The organism is Nocardia sp. NPDC002869, assembly GCF_046764065.1.
GTDB classification, from domain to species: domain Bacteria; phylum Actinomycetota; class Actinomycetes; order Mycobacteriales; family Mycobacteriaceae; genus Nocardia; species Nocardia rhamnosiphila.
This window is the reverse complement of sequence record NZ_JBKOOL010000126.1, coordinates 1-16,669: the sequence shown is the minus strand read 5'-3', so window position 1 is coordinate 16,669 and position 16,669 is coordinate 1. Positions and strand designations below refer to the sequence as shown.

The window sequence follows — 16,669 nt, the reverse complement described above, 5'->3', positions numbered from 1 at the left end:
GCAGCGCCGCCGAAAAGGACGCCGTCGCCCGCCCGGTCCTGCCACCCCTCACCGCCGAGGGCGCGGCCGACTGACCGAGAGCTCGGAACGATCTCATGAGTACCCCAGTGCGGGGGCCGCAGTGACCGCTGCGCCCCTGCTTCCCGGGCCGCCGGGGGCCGTCCCGCCCGGTGGCCCGGGCTTCCGAGATCCATTGACCCGGACATTGCTCGCCCACGACGGATACACCACTCCGGCACTGGAAGCAATCGTCGACGCCGACCTCGGCGTCCGGGTGGTGTGCCAGCACGAGACGAGCGCCGCCGGACTGCCCGGCACGGTGCTCGACGCGCTCCGTCTGTCGGGGCAGGACCGGGTCCTCGTCCGCAGATCCCGGCTGGTGCACGAGGAGCTGACCGTCTCCGTGAACTATGTCGTCGCCGCGCGGGGGCGGGCGAATACCTACGGCGTGGACGATCTCGGCAGTCCCATCGGACGCAGTCTGATGTCGCGGGGAGTCCTACAGCGGCGCCGCATCCTGCGGGTCGGCCTGGCGCGGTGGCCGGATGGGCGCCTGTGCGCGGCGCGGGCCTACGTCCTGCTCCTCGATCAGCCGCTCTGCTACATCCGCGAGACATTCAACCCCGGGATCGTATCCCCCGAGCACGACTCCGACCACGGCGAAGGACCGGACTGGAATGACGAACCCGATTCCGTGTGCCCCGGCGCGGAGTGATCGGGCCCGCGCCCAGCATCCACCCAGCGATTGCGATATCGCCTGAGCGGACTATAGTTCTGCCCGAACTGACGAGAGGCACGCATGAAACAGGCTGTCGCTGTGACAATTCCATGGACCCGGCCGTACCCGACGGCCGCTCACCATGGCGAAATGTCCCGAACAGCGATACCCGGCCACCGATCGACCGGTGCATGAACGGGATGGCGAACGACTCGACCTCACCGAATACTGCCGTGGCCGTGCGACACGTTTGCCCGTGCTGCAGTCAGTGAAATTTGTGGGGGAACAAACAGCCAGGCGCACGAGTCCGCACGACGAGCTCGCGCCGAATCCCATCTCGTTCGAGTCTCGTAACTGGAGTCATACCCTTGTCCACACCACGCCGTATCCCCCTGTCGCAGTCGTCGATGGCGACAGGGGGTTATCCCGCAGCTCCCGGACCGCTCACCGCACCCCCGAGCCCGCGCTACCCGATGTACACGCAGGAATTCGCCACGGAACCCCATCGTGCGTACCGCGAGATGCGGGAGCAGTTCGGGCCGTTGGTTCCGGTGGATCTCGCCCCCGGAGTACCGGCCACACTGGTGATCGACCACAAGATCGCCGTGCGTATCCTCAACGACCCCGACCACTTCCCGGCGGACCCCCGGTACTGGCAGGAGACCGTGCCGCAGGATTCTCCGGTACTGCCGATGATGAAATGGTTCCCGGCCGCCCGGTACAACGTCGGTGACGTCCACGCCCGCTATCGGCAGGCATCCGCCGACAGTATCGACGGCGTCGACCTCAACGCGTTGCCGTATACGGTCGAGCGTATCGCCACGCCGTTGATCAACGACTTCTGCGCGAACGGCACCGCCGATCTGATGAATCAGTACGCCTTCCCCTTGGCGCTGGAGATCATCAATCACATCTGCGGCTGCCCCGACGATATCGGCAGGCGGATCGCGGTGGGTATGGCCGCGCGGTTCGACACCGTGCGGGCCGAGGAGGGTATGGGGATCCTCAAATCCGCGCTGATGGAACTGATCCAGCTCAAGCGCGATCGGCCGGGCGACGATGCCACCTCACGGCTCGCCGAACACACCACCGCGCTCGACGACGTCGAGGTCTTCGCGCAACTGATGAGCTTCTACGGGGCCGGTTTCGAGGCTCAGCGCAACCTCATCACCAACGCGCTGTTGCTGATGGTCACCGAGCCGCAATACGGGCCCGGGGATACCTTCGGGGGCAATCTGTCGACCGACGACGCCATCGACAACGTCCTCTTCAACGACCCGCCGATGGCCAACTTCTGCACGACCTACCCGCGCCAGCCCATCCCGGTCGCCGATACCTGGCTGCCCGCCCACCAGCCGGTGGTCATCAGCCTCTCGGCCTGTAACAACGACCCAGAGATCCGCAACGACCTGGACACCCCCGGTGGCAGTTTCGTCGGTAACCGCTCCCACCTCGCCTGGAGTGTCGGACCGCACGCCTGCCCGGCGCAATCACTGGCCCGCACCGCCGTACGCAGCGCGATCGATGTCGTGCTCAACGCCATCCCCGATCTGGGCCTGGACACCCGGCAGGAACTGGTATGGCGGCCGGGTCCGTTCCACCGGGCACTGGCCGGGTTGCCCGTGGTCTTCGAGCCCGCTCCCCCGCTGCCCCTGATGTAGCACTGCCAGGATTGCCGAGCCGCTCCCATGATCTTCCTGCTGGCCGATCTCGTCCTCATCATCGTGGCCGCCCGCCTGCTCGGCGGGCTGGCCCGGCGGCTCGGCCAGCCCGCCGTCATCGGCGAGATCGCGGCCGGCATCCTGGCCGGGCCCACTATCCTCGGCGCCGGCCTGTCGGAGGCGATCTTCCCGGTAGAGGTGAAGCCGCAGCTGACCGCGCTGGCCGATATCGGCGTGGTGATCTTCATGTTCCTGGCCGGCCTGGAAATCGACCGCGACCGGTTGGCCGGAAGCGGCCGCTCGATCCTGGGAATCGCTGTCGCCGCGTTCGCCACGCCGTTCCTGCTCGGGTGCGCACTCGCGCTCGGGCCGCTCGCACGCCACCACGACGGCCACCGGCTCGCGTTCCCCCTCTTCCTCGGATGCGCGCTGGCGGTCACCGCCTTCCCGGTCCTGGCGCGGATACTGCAGGACCGGGGGCTGTTCACCACGCGCCTCGGCCAGCTCGGGCTGGCCGGCGCCGCGGTGGTGGATATCTTCGCGTGGGGCGCCCTGGCCCTGGTCTTCGCATCCGCCCGGCCGGAGTTCGACGACCACTGGCGGCTGCTGCTGATCGTTCCGCTGGTGGCCGTGCTGTGGTGGGTCGCGCGCCCGCTCCTGGCGCGCGCCGTCACCGCCGAACGCGGTGAGACGGCGACGGTCCTGGTCTCGGTCTGCGGGGCCATGGCCACCGCCGCCGTCACCGAATGGATGGGGCTGCACCTGATCTTCGGCGCCTTCCTCTTCGGTGTGGTCTTCCCCCGCTCGCAACGCCCCCGGGCCGAACCGGGCGCCCGGCTGGTGAGCAGCCTGTTCCTCCCGGCGTTCTTCGTGGTAGCGGGGCTGCGCGTCGATCTGAGCGGCCTGGACCGGGCCGCGATCGGCGAGGCCGTGGTGATCGTGGCCGCGGCCGTCGCGGGCAAGATCGGCGGAACGTATCTCGCCGCCCGGCTGTGTCGTCTGGATCGCCGCACCGCGGGTGCGCTGGCGGCGCTCATGAACACGCGCGGCCTGACCGAACTGGTCATCCTCAATGTCGGGTTGACGCTGGGCGTCATCGACACCCAGCTGTATTCCGTCCTGGTGCTGATGGCCCTCGTCACCACGGCGATGACGGGACCGTTGCTGACCGTGTTCGGCGTACGGCGGCCGCCACCGCCGGAGCTCGGCCGGGAACGCCCCGAAACACCACCGAGCGAAGGCCGGACCACACCCGCGGCACCGGCCTGAGAAACGCGTGGGCCGGTTCTTCTGGTCGTCCGCTACCGGATAGCCGGGCACGTGGCCGCGGCGAAGACCGCGCCCGGGTCCGCCCGGAACTTACGGGCGGCCCACCGCCGCCGAGCGATCTCGTCGGGCCGGTCAGAGCATGGCGGCGCGCGGGACCTTCAGCCCGATCGCGGTCGCCCCGGCGAGTTCGCGACCGGTGTCGTAGTCGAAGCCCACACCCAAAAGTATGTCGCCGGGATCCCGGAGAACTCGCCCGCGCAGCGACATATACCGGCAAATACTGGCATTCACTGGACTTCCCTGGAATCGCCCCCTACATTTCACCCCATGCCCACCGCCGAGGCGCTCGAAGCGCGCATAGCCGAGTTACGCGCGCAGGTGCGCCGGGCCGCCGGGTCCGGGGACCGGACCGCGGCCCGCCGGTTGCGCGCCCAACTCCGGGCCGCCGAAACGGAATGGGACGCCGCGGTTCTCGGGGCGCCGGAAGCACCCGCGCCGGCCCGGCAGCCGACGGCAGCGGTGCCGGTCCGTGAACACGTACATCGCGCGCTCACCCTGCTGTCCGTGCCCGCCGCCCCGAAACTGGTACTCGCCGTGCACGACGCGTTCTTCTCCGGGGAACTGGTCCCGGCGCGGCTCACCAGCCTGCGCCGCGACGAGGAACGGTCTTTCCGGGCGGCGCCCTACGCCCGCCCGTACTACATCTGCGCCGCCATGACCACCGATCTGCTGGCCCCGGCCCGCGGCCTGCTGGCAGTGAGCACCTGGTCGTCGGCGCAGCGTATGGTCGGGCCGTTGAGTCCGCGGGTGGACCTGCTCACCGGCGCCATCCGCTTGGCCCGGCACATGATCGACCACGGATGCACACCCGCGGGACAACGTGTGCTGTGGCAGCTGGCGGTGTCCATCCCCGGCGCGACCGACGGGAAGAGCATCGACCCGGAGATCGTGCGGGCGGCCGCGGAACGGGAACTAGAGGTGCACAGAGACGACGACACACAGCAGCGGGCCGACGCCGCGGAGCGGGCGGTGCGGCAACTGGCGGATCCCGCGGCGCAATTGTTCGGCGTTCGGCTCGCGGTAGCCGACCGGCGACGGAACGGGGCCTGAGATGACGCCAGCCGAGAAGACACTGACCAACCGGCTCGACGAATTGCGCGGTGACGCCCCGGCCACCCGGCACAATGCCCGGACCATCGCGGCGCTCACCGCCAATCCGGGCTGCGCGCGCCGGGCGCTGCTGGACGCCGCGGCGGTGGACAAAACCGTGATCGCCCGGGAGCTGGGCTTCCCGCCGAAATTCGGTCAGTCGCCGTTCGCGATCACCCGCGGCAACAGCTTCGAGGCCATGGTGAAGGCGCACGGCTGCGCCGAACTGCTGCGACTGCTGCGCGAAGAGCTCGGACTGACCATCCCGGAGGTCGGCTACCACGATCTGGAGACCGTCGGCGACAACGCGAGCAATTCGGTGCGTTACCAGCGCACCAAACAGCTCCTCGGCCAGGCGCTGAGCTCCGGCCAGGGCACGCTGTTCGATCACCCGATGCTGCGCTTGGAGATCGCCGGCGCCACCGCCTATCTGGAACCGGATGTGGTGGCCCTGCAGATCGGTGGGCTGTTCCACGTGGTGGAGATCAAATCGTTCGCCGTCGTGGATGGACAGGCCGATCCCGCGCAGGTGGCCTCGGCGGCGCGGCAGTCGGCGGTCTACGTCCTGGCCATGCGGGAGCTGTTGCGCGAACTCGGGCAGTCACCGGAGCTGGTCGCGCACAATTCGATCCTGGTGTGCGCCCGGGATTTCACCAACCGCCCGACCGCCGCCCTGGTGGATCTACGTAAACAGCTCGCGGTGATCGGACGCCAGTTGTCCCGGCTCACCTCGATCGACACCCTGCTCGATCTGGTCCCGCCCGGCGCCTCGTTCACACCGGGCGACGGGCTGCCGGGCGCCGTCGCGGCGATACCGTCGCGCTACGCCCCGGAATGCATGTCCAGCTGCGAACTGGCCTTCGCCTGCCGCTCCGAGGCCCGGACCCAGGGCTCGGTGGACACTCTCGGCCGCGGCGTATGCGACGACCTCGGCGGTATCGACAACCTCGACACGGTGCTCGCCCTGGCCGACGGCACCCTGGCCCCGGGCCCCGAACACGCCGATATCGCGGAGATGCTCCGCCGGGCGCGGGCACTGCGCCTGGAGGTCGCCCGATGAGCGTGCTCAGCGCGCTGGCGAAAGTGACCGCGGTACGCAGCGGTCGCGCCGAACCGATCGCCGACCGGCGGCACTACCATCTCTCCGACCGTCCCCTCGTACTCGTGCCGCTACGGCTGGCCGGTGAGGCCGCGGCGCCGCTCGCGGTCGCGCTCGGATCGTCCCCGCACGATATGACCGTGCTGATCGTGGCCCAGCCCCGCGACCGGGTGCTGCGCCTGCGGTTCATCGAACACTTCGCCGACCGGGTGCTGCCCTACATCTCGTCGTTCTGCGAGGACGCCGAGGAACTGACGGTGAAATCGACCGGCGAGGCCTACCTGCGTTACCTGGACGCACCGCAGCTGCTGGTGCCCAATCCCGGCGGCGCCGAATTCCTGCGCCTGCTGGGCCGGTCGGTGCGGTTCCATCGCACCGAGGGCGAGAACGCGGTCCCGGAATCTCTTCCGCTGCTCGGCCGCTGGCTCACCTGGTTCGGTGACCGGTCCGATTTCCCGGGATCCAGTGTGTGCCTGGCGATGACCTCCGTACTCACCACCCACTGGGCCTCCGGGCAGTCCGCGCTCGAGGACGGTAATCTCGCCGCGCTGCTCGGCTGGATCGACCCGCCCGCCGGGATGACGGGCCCGGAGGCCGCCGCGCTGGCCGAGGATCCGCTGGCCTATCCGCCCGCCGGCCCGGCCACCGACCCCGGTTTCGACAACGAGGAGCTGGCGCCCTTGATCGCCGCCTACGACGGCGCCGAGCACGAATGGGCCAAGGTCGTGGCCGCCGAACGGCTCGAACAGGCATTACGCGGGCAACTGGAACCGACCTGGCAGCTGATGTGGCGGGCCACGGAATTGCTGCGCGCCCTGCCGGAAGGCGCGAGCGTGGCCAAACGATGGACCGACGACCGCGCCGCGTTCTCCTGGTTCGTGGCCGACATCCCGGAAGGATATCCGCAGGCCCGTCGTGACTCGGCGGTATCGGCGACCCGGCGGCTGCTCAAGCAGGAGCAGGCACTGGACACCTTCCAGGCACAGCGCGCCTTCGACGACCCCCGGGTCCTGATCGAATACCGGCTCGTCGGGGAGGCCTTCCAAGGAACGGTCAGCGGGTGTGAACCGGAGCGGCGGGCGAAACCGAAATCCCGCGAGGTACCGCGCCCCTATCTGTGGGTACATACCGCCGACCCGTTCCGGGCCCGCGTCGGGGAAACCCTGATCCGGATCGATCGGCCCGCGCAGAAGGCCGAGGTCGTCGCGGTGGAGGAGGATGTGATCCAGCTGGAACTGGTCAGCGGGATGGGGCAGGGCAAGAACCCCGCCGCCGGCAGTGTCCCCGAAGAGGGCGACGCGATCGGCTTCGCCCGCTTCTCCCCCAGCGGTTTCGGCGGGCCGCCCGCCAAACTCCCGCCCCGGGAGGAGACCCCGTGGACACACGGCGGCCCGCCGCCCGAGCCCTCCCTCGAACTCGTGGAGGAATGGTCATGAGCACCGCGGACGAGGTGGTCGGCCGGATCCTCGCCGACCTCGACAACGCCGCCCATCGCGCCCTGGTCGTGGACTCCCCACCGGGCGCCGGTAAATCCACCCTGGTGGTGCGCGCGGCCCGGCAGCTGGCCGCGGCCGACGACGAACAGCGAATGATCGTGGCGCAGACCAACGAACAGGTCGACGACCTCATCGATCGGCTCGCCACCGCCGACCCCGCACTACTGATCGGACGGTTGTCCGCCGGCGACTACCGCCGCAGCGCCCGGATCGACCGCGACAATGTCGAGGTGGCCAACCGGCCCGCCGATCTGGAGAAATGCGCGATCGTGATCGGCACCGCCGCGAAATGGGCGACCTTGGACGAGGGCCGCTGGTCGTACGCGATCGTCGACGAGGCCTACCAGATGCGCTCGGATATGTTGCTGCGGATCGCCAACCGGTTCGAACGCGGCCTCTTCGTCGGCGACCCCGGTCAACTGGACCCGTTCGCCACCGTCGACGGCGACCGCTGGGCGGGCCTGTCCTGGGATCCGACGATGAGCGCGGTGGCGGTGATGCTCAATCACAACGCGGGTATCCCGGTGCACACATTGCCGGTGTCGTGGCGGCTGCCGCCCTCGGCGGCCTCGGTGGTGTCCTCGGCGTTCTACCCATTCGCGCCGTTCGCCGCCGGAACCCGACCCGGACAGCGCCGGCTCGAATTCACCACCCGCGGCCTGCGCGGGCCGGTGGACGACGTCCTGGACGAAGCCGCCGCGCACGGCTGGGCGTACTACGAACTGCCCGCCCGTCATACGCTGCGGACCGATGGAGAAGCGGTGGCCGCCATCGCCGATCTCACCTGCCGGCTGCTGGAACGCGGCGGTGTCGCACATTCCGAACACGGCAGCCGCGAGGTCGACGCGACCCGTATCGCGGTCGGTACCGCGCACCGCGACCAAGCCCAGGCGGTACGCGACGCACTGGCGGGAACGGTGGCGGAAACGGTCACCGTCGACACCGCCAACCGGTTGCAGGGCCGCGAATACGATGTCACCGTCATCCTGCACCCGCTCTCCGGCCGCCGCGACGCGGGCGCGTTCCATCTGGAGGCCGGCCGGTTGTGCGTGCTGGCGTCCCGGCACCGGCACGCCTGTATCGTCGTGGGCCGTGCCGGGATCGGGGAACTCCTGGATGCACACCCCTCCGCGGAACCGGTCTATCTCGGGGTGCCGGTGAAGTTTCCCGACGGCTGGGAGGCCAATCAGGCGGTGCTGGGCAGGTTGGCCGAGCATCGTATCGCCGCGCCGGTCCGGTAAGCGGGCGGCGAGGCACGACGGAGGCGGAAGGTTACACCCAGAACCTCGCCGAATCCGAGCCGCACGGAAAGCGCTGTCATTGCGATCACTAAATCGGCGCCAATTCCTCTGCGGCCGAAGGGCGCCGGTACTCACCCCAACGCCGCCGAGGTAGAGCCATGATGATCACGATGGCGCTGGTGTTCCTGTTCGTCCTCGCGGGTGGTGCGCTGCGGTCGGTGGAGGCCGGATGCCAGAACACACTGATGTTCTGCTGCTGTCGTCCAAGACGCCGTGGCCCGATCTCGACGACCTGCGACGCATGCCCTGGTGGGCACCGTTCGGTGGATTGCTCGGCGGTGCGGCCGTTATCGGCATGATCGCCGTCGCCCGATATGTCGGCGTGGCGACGTTCAGCGCGCTGGTCATCGTCGGCGAGATGGTCATCGCCCTGGTCATGGATCATTTCGGGCTGATGGGCTTCCCGAAACGATCGGTGAGTCCGCAGCGCGCGGTAGCCTGCGCAATGATCGTCGCCGGCGTATATCTCATGGCCGGTCACTGAGCCCGCCCGTAGCCATGGACGAACCGATGCGCACGTCCGCAACAGACAGCGCGGGTCCGTGCCAGCGACCTCGGCGTACGCCCGCCCCCAGCGAACTCGTCCGCCGGACTCTGGCCGAGGCGTTCGGCACCGGCATGCTGGTGACAGTCATCGTGGGCTCCGGGATCGCTGCTCAACGTCTCACAGCAGATGACGCCGGCCTGTCGGCTCTGGCGGCGAACTCCACCGCGACAGCACTCGGCCTGGCCACGCTGATTCTGGTGCTGGGCCCCATCTCCGGGGCTCATCTGAACCCCGCCGTATCGATAACTACCCAGCTCATCGGCCCGGGCCCCACCGCGAGCGCGACCGCACACGGCTGCTATCTCCTCGCGCAGCTCACCGGGGGTGTCGGCGGGGCGATACTGGCGAATCTCATGTTCGACCTGTCCGCCCTCCAGCTCGCCACCCAGCAGCGCGTCACCCCGGGTCATCTGATCGGCGAGGTCGTAGCCACAGCCGGGCTGATCCTCATAGTGGGCACAGTCGGTCGCACCGGACCGCTACCGCTCACCGCAGCAGCGGTGGCCGCTTATATCGGTGCGGCCCAATGGTTCACCAGCTCCACCGCCTTCGCCAACCCCGCCGTCACCATCGGCCGCACCCTTTCGGATACCTACACCGGAATAGCGCCCACCTCGGTACCGGCCTTCCTCGTCGCCCAGCTCATCGGCGCTGGAGCAGGCTCCGGGCTCGCCATGCTGTTCTGTCCACGGTCCGTACGACAGCAGCCGGCAACCGAACCGACATAGCATTGTCCAGTGCTGCCTGCCAGAATCCGGCGCCGAGGAGATGGCGGCCGAGGCCGGTGTCTCCGTACCGCTGTGTCGACGCCCGTCACCACCGAGCACGGCGGCCGACCAGCGGTGGCCGACTTCCATGGTGTGCGGCCACCGGGGGTACGGCCAGGTCCCGCGGACGCGCCGTCGAACCGCTGGACGACGCTGGGTCCATGGGGGGCGACGAACCCGGCCGCTGACCGGAAGGCCCTCGTCACCGGGTGATTCCACCCTCATCCCCAGTGCCGGGGTGCTGTGATCGGACACCGGATGTGGTATCCGTAGCTCGTGGAAGGTGTGGAAGGTACAGAGTTCGGTCGCTACCGACTGCTCGATCCACTGGGGGCGGGCGCCATGGGCGAAGTACACCGCGCTTACGACACCGGCACCGGGCGTATGGTGGCCGTGAAAGTACTGTCGCGAGAATTCGCGCAGGACACCGTTTATCGCCGGCGGTTCCAACGGGAGGCCCAGCTGGTGGCCCGGCTGCACGAACCGCATATCGTGCCCATCCACGATTTCGGTGAGATCGACGGCCGCCTGTTTTTGGAGATGCGCTTGGTGGAGGCCCCCGACCTGGCCTCGCTGCTCGCGGACAAGGGATCGCTGCCCGCCGCCGAAGCCGTCGCTGTAGTAGCCCAGATCGCCGCCGCCCTCGATGCCGCACACTCCAGCGGGGTGGTGCACCGGGACGTGAAGCCGTCGAACATCCTGGTCACCGCGGAGGGTTTCGCCTACCTCATCGATTTCGGAATCGCCCGCAGCAGTCAGGACACCACGCTCACCCGGGCCGGCACGATGATCGGCACGCTCGCCTATATGGCGCCGGAACGACTCACCCTGGACCAGATCGACGCGCGCTCGGATGTGTACTCCCTGGCCTGTGTGCTCTACGAATGCCTGGCCGGTACGAAACCGTATACCGGCGAAAGCGTGGAACGGCAGATCGCCGCCCATCTCACCGAACGGCCGCCGCTGCCCTCGGCCGCCGGTCTGCCGCCCGCCTTCGACACGGTGATCGCGCGCGGGCTGGCGAAGGATCCGGACCAACGCTACGGGTCGGCCGGGGAATTGGCGTCGGCGGCGCAGCAGGCGCTGGTACCGGCCGACGCCCCTCGAACGGATCCGCCGGCCGCTGTCACCTCGACGGTGGACGACCCACCGAGTCCCCTCCCGCCGCTGGACAGCGGGTCGGCCACCTCCCCCGCTGCCATGCCACCCGCTCTCTTCCCGCCCGCCGCCACCCCATTCGCCGGCCTCTCGCCGGGTGACGACCCACCCGTCGGTTTCCCGCCGAGCGACAACGCATACAGCGCCGGTTTCCCGCCGGGCGACCGTTCTCTCGGCGCCGGTTTCTCATCGGGCAACTACCCACCCGCCGGCTTCTCACGGGCCGCATCCGAGCCGGCCGTCACCTCACCCGCCGACCGCCCACTCACCCTCGGTACGCCGGACAACATGTCGCCCCCTCCGCGGTCCCGTGCCAGGACCGCGGCCGCGGTGGCCGCGCTCGCGATGGCGGTCGTAAGCGTGTCGGCACTAGCGTTGACCAGGGATGACACCACCACGGTCACCGACGCACCGGTACCCACGGCACCGTCGGATGTGCCGGCCACCGCGGTACCGGGCGATTGGGCAGCCGAGAACACGCTCGCCCCCGCGCCGGGGCTCCCCGGACAAGAGCCGCCGCCTTCGGCAACCCATTCGATCCCGGTGGTTCCGCCCGAACCCCCGACCGTGCCGGGAACCACTGTCGCGGAGCCGGTACCCACCACACCCGCGGGTGACCCGGTGGACCAGCAGCAGCCCGCGCCTCCCGAACCTCCGCTGCCGACCACGAGTGTCGCCGCGCCGCCGACCACCACCACTGCCGAACCGACCGGCACGTCTGCCTCCCCCACCACGACCACCGACCCCGAAACCAGCACCACCACCCCGTCCGCCGGCGAGACCACGACGGCGACCCCGCCGGGAACCACCGGTCCCGGCGACGAGACGAGCGCCGCCGCGAGCAGCGCGACCACCGAGCAGCCCCGGACCCGGGGCAGCGTGATCTCCACTTCCTCCGGCCACGTTTCCGCCACCGCCTCCTCCTCGCCTCCCGCCCCCTCCTCGCCTCCCGCCACCTCCACCCCCGGCCCGGCCGCCACCGGGCCCCGGCAATAATCGTTGCGAGCAGCGGAGTTCGAAACCGGAGGTGGCGATGAGCGCGGAACCGATGGGTACCGAGCGCCGGGCGGTGGTCGTGGGTGCCGGCGTCGCGGGGCTCACGGCCGCCATCGCGTTGCGGCAGCGCGGCTGGCAAGTCGAGGTCCTGGAACGGGCCGCCGAGGTAGAACCGGCCGGTTCGGGACTGAGCCTGTGGCCCAACGGTCTGCGTGGTCTCGATGTGATCGGTGCCGGCGCCGCGATCCGCGAACAGTCGCTCGCGGCGACCGAGGGCGGTATGCGCGATACCGCCGGGCGCTGGCTGTCCCGCACCGATATCGCCGCCCTCCGCGACCGTTACGGGGACCTGGTGGTCATCCACCGGAACCAGCTGTCGGACATCCTGCGCACCGTACTGGGCACCGGCTTCCTGCGGTTCGGATGTGCGGTGCAGGCCGTCGAGTCCACCGGTCGTGGGGTGCGGGTGCGGCACAGCGCCGGGATCGCCGAGGCCGACCTTGTACTCGGCGCCGACGGGATCAACAGCACGATCCGCGCCACCCTGTGGCCGCGCGCCCGGCGACCGATGTATGCCGGGTACACCGCCTGGCGGACGATTGTCACCCCGGCCGAACCGGTACTCGCCGGTGGCGAGACCTTGGGCCGCGGGCAGCGTTTCGGTATCGCGCCGCTGCGCGACGGACGTGTCTACCTGTTCGGCACCGCGAATCTGCCGGCCGGGCAGCGTGAACCCGGCCGGGAACTGGACGAGCTGCGTCGCCGGTTCGGCAGCTGGCACGACCCGATTCCGGCGCTGCTGGCGGCGGCCGACCCGACGGCGATACTGCGGCACGATATCTACGAACTGCCGCCGCTGGAGACCTACGTGCGGGAACGGGTGGCATTGCTGGGCGACGCGGCCCACGCCATGACCCCGAACCTGGGCCAAGGCGCGAACCTCGCCGTCGAGGACGCGGTCACCCTGGCGGCCGTGCTCGACCGGACACCCGATATTCCCGGAGCCCTCACTGAATACGACCGGATCCGCCGAGCCCGGGTGCAACCGCTGGTCCGGCTGTCGCATCGGATGGGCGCCGCGCTGCAACTCGCGCTGCCGGTGGTGACGCCGGTGCGCAACACCATGCTGCGCCTGGCTCCGGACACCGCCGCCCTGCGTGCGTTGGGGCCGGTGCTGTCCTGGGCGCCGCCCGACTGAGAGCCCCCGACAGAGCGCTGGTAGAAATTCTCTCCTTCGGACAGAGGAATATCAGACCCATTCCTTGCGGGCCAATTCGAGAATTGTCGGATGCATGAGCGTCGACGGCTGTTCGCCGGTGTCCCGGCGATCCGGCGCGAAGATCGTCGCGGCCCGCAGGCTCAGTTCGTCCATCGACCGCAGCGGAACCGGCGGGTCCAGTGCGAGCCGCGGCTCGGGGTCACGGGTGGCCTGAACGAAACCCCAGTCACCGAAACTGGGAACGTCCACGTGGTACGGAAGGATGTGCAGGCCGGAGGTGCGGACGGTGGCCGCGATGCACCAGTACGAATGCGGAGCGAAGAACGGCGAACCCGCCTGTACCACCATGGTGCCGCCAGGTGCCAGCACCTGGGCCGCCATCGCGTAGAACTCGGTGGAATAGAGCTTGGCGATGGAGGTCTGGTCCGGATCGGGCAGATCGACGATCACCGCGTCGTAGTCGGCGCCGGCGGCCCGCAGCCAGGAGAACGCGTCCGCCGTGACCACCCGCACCCGCGGATCGGCGAAGGAATTCCGGTTGAGCTCGGTGAGCCGCGGATCGGTACGGGCGAGCTCGATGACGGCCGGATCCAGTTCGACCAGCGTCACCGACTCCACGTCGGGATATTCCAGGATCTCCCGCAGTGCCAGCCCGTCGCCGCCGCCGATCACCAGCACCTCGCGGCGCGGCCCGGCGAGGGTCGGGTGCACCATCGCCTCGTGGTACCGGTACTCGTCCACCGACGAGAACTGCAGATCACCGTTGAGGAACAAGCGGGTGTCCCGGGTTCCGAACGGCGACACCGATTCGGTGAGCACGATCTTCTGGTATTCGGTTTGCCGCTGCCAGACGATCGGATACGCGAACAGGGCCTGCTGGGCGGTGGCCTCGAATCGGTCGGCGTAGACATAGCTGCCGACCAGCACCGCCGCCACCAGCAGGGTCACCGCGCCGAGTGCCGCCTTCACCGGCCGGGACAGATCGGCACGGAACCAGATGAGCACCAGCACCAGCCCGGCCACCGCGTTCACCACTCCGACGATCAGACTGCCGCGGATCTGCCCGAACACCGGCAGTAGCAGGAACGGGAACGCCAGACCGCCGAGGAGGGCGCCCACATAGTCGGCGGCGAACAGATCGGCGACCGCGCTGCCCGCCTCCTGTTTACGGATCCGCTGCAGCATCTCCATCAGCAGCGGGATCTCGGCGCCCACCAGGGCCCCGATCACACAGGACGCCGCCACCAGCGCCGCCGTGTACAAGTCGAGCCAGGCGTAGGCGGCGTACAGGCCCAGCACCGAGAGACCGCCCACCAGCGCGAGCGCCAGCTCCACCACCACGAAGGCAGCGGCGGCCCGCTGCCGCAACGGTTTCGCGGCCAAGGCGCCGACCCCCATCGCGCAGACCATCACGCTGAGCGTGATCGATGCCTGGGTGGCGGTATCGCCGATCAGATAGCTGCCCAGCGTCACCAGGGACAGTTCGTACACCAGTCCGCACGCGGCGCAGACGAAAACCGTGGCGAGCAGGGCAAATCGCGCAAACCGGCCGGGGACGGGCGGCGCGTCCAGCACCGGTTCGACCGATTCGGTGTCGGACGCGTCGTCGATCGGCGGCGGTTCCGGTACGACGGTGCCGGGCCGGGATTCGTTCGGTGGCAACTCAGGTCAGCGCGGACGCGACCACCGCGGCCACCGCGATGTGCACCGCCGCACTCACCCACACCCCCGGGTGCAGTTCATGCTCGTTCACCACACCCCGGAACTCGCCGGGAGTGGTGAACTCCAGCAGCAGAAACGCCAGCGCCATCGCCACCAGCCCGATGACCCCGTACACCGCGCTGGTGACCAGCGCCTGCCCGATCGCGCCGTCGGAGGTCCAGATGGCGGTGGCGACGATAATGCCCACACCCAGCATGTTCGCGGCGACCAGCAGCGCGGCGTTGCGGTTGCGCTCCACCCAGATCTGGTGACGCAGGTTGCCGGGGGTGAGCACATCCACCAGGACGAACCCCAGCACCATCAGGACGATCCCGAGGCCGGAGTAGGCGGCCGCGGCGCCGGCGTTCGCGGGCAGGTCTTCGAGCATTGTTTCCTCCTGGGAATGGATCCGGGCGGGCCGGCAGCAGCCTACTTTCCGTCGCCGGAGCCGCCACCACGGAAGCCGGTGTTGTCGCTGGGCCAGCCGAAGACGCTGACCGCACTGTGATGCCGCCGGTGCCCGGTCCGGTAGTCGTCCACCAAGACCTTGGCGCCGGTACCGTTCGGGGAGATCGCGATGATGTCGTCCCGGTACTGCAGGTAGGTGGTGGCACCGGTGGTGCGCCGGTCCAGCTGACGCACCCCCTTGGTGATGTCGTCGGCGGTCGCCGTCGGTGACTTGCCCGACGTGTACGCCGTGCCGTTGTTCGCTTCGTCGAGTTTCGGCGCGCGCGTGTAATGCGACCCGATATAGGACCGGACGCCGACGTCGTCATCATCGGACCCGCATCCGGCCAGCACAGTCGCGAGGATCACGCAGCACACAGCGAACAGGCAGGACTTACGACTCACAGCAAACCTTCCCCCGTCCGGCGCACAGTCCCTCCGGTGCCGCAGCTATCGCTCAGTTCGACGACTGCGGGTAGATCATAATCGCACTCCGGTACAGCACCTGCCCGATCGCGGCTTCCTTTTTGCCCGATTCGCCGAAATCCTCGAACGAGAGGCGGGTGCCGTCCGCGGCGGCGTAGTCGTGATAGGCGACAGTGCCCGAAGGGGTGAGGCCGGTGGTCGCCTCGCCGACGTACTGGGCGCGCCCCGACTCGTCGAGCCGGAACGTCTTCCCGTCGTGCTCGATCTCTTCCCCGCCCGCCGCCGGGACTCCCGGTGTCTCGGTCCACAGCACCAGCTCGAGATCCGGGTCCTCTTCCACCGACAACCATTTGCGGGTACCACTCGCGGTATCCAGCAGATGCTCACTCCACTGGTAGCCGCCCTCTTTCAGGCGTAGCGAGCCACGGACGGTGTAGGTCTCGCCGAAGATGTCGACGATATCCCCCGCCTTCAGCGCCCGCGGATCACCGCGCAACGCATCGGAATCCTTGTCGGCGAACGGGTCCACGGGCCCCGCCGCGGTGGGAGGCTCGTTCTTGTTCCGCACCAACAGGAACAACGCGACCCCCGCCACGACGAGTGCGACGACGAGCAGGACGAGCAACAGCGCGTTGATGGCGGCCTCCCTCTGATGATCTCAGCGGAGACTAACACCCGCCACCGCAGCGTTGCGGCCGACCGAGCGCGAAGGACG

The 16,669-nt window shown here is 69.2% G+C and carries 16 protein-coding genes; 11 read left to right on the top strand and 5 right to left on the bottom strand.

The window, feature by feature from the left end:
* The first annotated feature begins 121 nt into the window (after positions 1-121).
* The 3 genes from ACLML9_RS21065 (at position 122) to ACLML9_RS21055 (ending at position 3,648) form a co-directional block, all read left to right on the top strand.
* The gene (locus tag ACLML9_RS21065) at positions 122-715 is read left to right on the top strand and encodes a hypothetical protein (protein WP_411947145.1); all 594 of its coding nucleotides are present in this window, start codon (positions 122-124) and stop codon (positions 713-715) included.
* A gap of 410 nt (positions 716-1,125) precedes the next feature.
* Entirely contained in the window at positions 1,126-2,379 is a 1,254-nt protein-coding gene (locus ACLML9_RS21060; protein ID WP_411947147.1) for a cytochrome P450, read from the top strand.
* 27 nt (positions 2,380-2,406) lie between these two features.
* Complete coding sequence (locus ACLML9_RS21055) at positions 2,407-3,648, top strand: cation:proton antiporter (protein WP_411947144.1); 1,242 nt, start codon at positions 2,407-2,409, stop codon at positions 3,646-3,648.
* A gap of 132 nt (positions 3,649-3,780) precedes the next feature.
* On the opposite strand, the gene ACLML9_RS21050 is transcribed toward ACLML9_RS21055, so the two are convergent.
* Complete coding sequence (locus ACLML9_RS21050) at positions 3,781-3,939, bottom strand: hypothetical protein (RefSeq protein WP_411947143.1); 159 nt, start codon at positions 3,937-3,939, stop codon at positions 3,781-3,783.
* A 36-nt stretch (positions 3,940-3,975) separates the two neighbouring features.
* Here ACLML9_RS21050 and ACLML9_RS21045 point away from each other — a divergent pair, with 36 nt between their 5' ends.
* From ACLML9_RS21045 to ACLML9_RS21010, 8 genes are all read left to right on the top strand, one after another.
* Positions 3,976-4,758 carry a hypothetical protein gene (locus tag ACLML9_RS21045; protein ID WP_411947142.1) on the top strand — a complete coding sequence of 261 codons (783 nt, stop codon included), beginning with the start codon at positions 3,976-3,978 and terminating at the stop codon, positions 4,756-4,758.
* A 1-nt stretch (position 4,759) separates the two neighbouring features.
* Positions 4,760-5,857 (top strand): hypothetical protein, encoded by a 1,098-nt coding sequence (locus ACLML9_RS21040; RefSeq protein ID WP_411947141.1) that lies wholly within the window; start codon positions 4,760-4,762, stop codon positions 5,855-5,857.
* On the top strand, positions 5,854-7,332 hold the full coding sequence (locus ACLML9_RS21035) for a hypothetical protein (RefSeq protein ID WP_411947140.1): 1,479 nt from the start codon (positions 5,854-5,856) through the stop codon (positions 7,330-7,332). Before ACLML9_RS21040 ends, ACLML9_RS21035 begins: the two co-directional genes overlap by 4 nt.
* Positions 7,329-8,633: an AAA domain-containing protein gene (locus ACLML9_RS21030; protein WP_411947139.1), complete on the top strand. Its 1,305-nt coding sequence runs from the start codon at positions 7,329-7,331 to the stop codon at positions 8,631-8,633. Before ACLML9_RS21035 ends, ACLML9_RS21030 begins: the two co-directional genes overlap by 4 nt.
* 229 nt (positions 8,634-8,862) lie before the next feature.
* Positions 8,863-9,177, top strand: coding sequence for a DMT family transporter (locus tag ACLML9_RS21025; protein ID WP_411947138.1), 315 nt, complete (start codon positions 8,863-8,865; stop codon positions 9,175-9,177).
* 26 nt (positions 9,178-9,203) lie between these two features.
* Positions 9,204-9,968: an aquaporin gene (locus ACLML9_RS21020; RefSeq protein ID WP_411947137.1), complete on the top strand. Its 765-nt coding sequence runs from the start codon at positions 9,204-9,206 to the stop codon at positions 9,966-9,968.
* A gap of 315 nt (positions 9,969-10,283) precedes the next feature.
* Entirely contained in the window at positions 10,284-12,161 is a 1,878-nt protein-coding gene (locus ACLML9_RS21015; RefSeq protein WP_411947136.1) for a protein kinase domain-containing protein, read from the top strand.
* A 37-nt stretch (positions 12,162-12,198) separates the two neighbouring features.
* A complete protein-coding gene (locus ACLML9_RS21010; RefSeq protein ID WP_411947135.1) occupies positions 12,199-13,359 on the top strand; it encodes an FAD-dependent monooxygenase in 1,161 nt (386 codons plus the stop codon).
* A 51-nt stretch (positions 13,360-13,410) separates the two neighbouring features.
* Here ACLML9_RS21010 and ACLML9_RS21005 read toward each other — a convergent pair whose 3' ends face one another.
* The 4 genes from ACLML9_RS21005 to ACLML9_RS20990 form a co-directional block, all read right to left on the bottom strand.
* Positions 13,411-14,955, bottom strand: coding sequence for a polyamine aminopropyltransferase (locus tag ACLML9_RS21005; RefSeq protein WP_411947146.1), 1,545 nt, complete (start codon positions 14,953-14,955; stop codon positions 13,411-13,413).
* 88 nt (positions 14,956-15,043) lie between these two features.
* A complete protein-coding gene (locus ACLML9_RS21000; RefSeq protein ID WP_030523977.1) occupies positions 15,044-15,469 on the bottom strand; it encodes a DUF350 domain-containing protein in 426 nt (141 codons plus the stop codon).
* Between the two features lie 41 nt (positions 15,470-15,510).
* Entirely contained in the window at positions 15,511-15,933 is a 423-nt protein-coding gene (locus tag ACLML9_RS20995; protein WP_411947134.1) for a DUF4247 domain-containing protein, read from the bottom strand.
* Positions 15,934-15,985: 52 nt separating this feature from the next.
* Complete coding sequence (locus tag ACLML9_RS20990; protein ID WP_411947133.1) at positions 15,986-16,579, bottom strand: DUF4178 domain-containing protein; 594 nt, start codon at positions 16,577-16,579, stop codon at positions 15,986-15,988.
* Positions 16,580-16,669 lie beyond the last annotated feature (90 nt).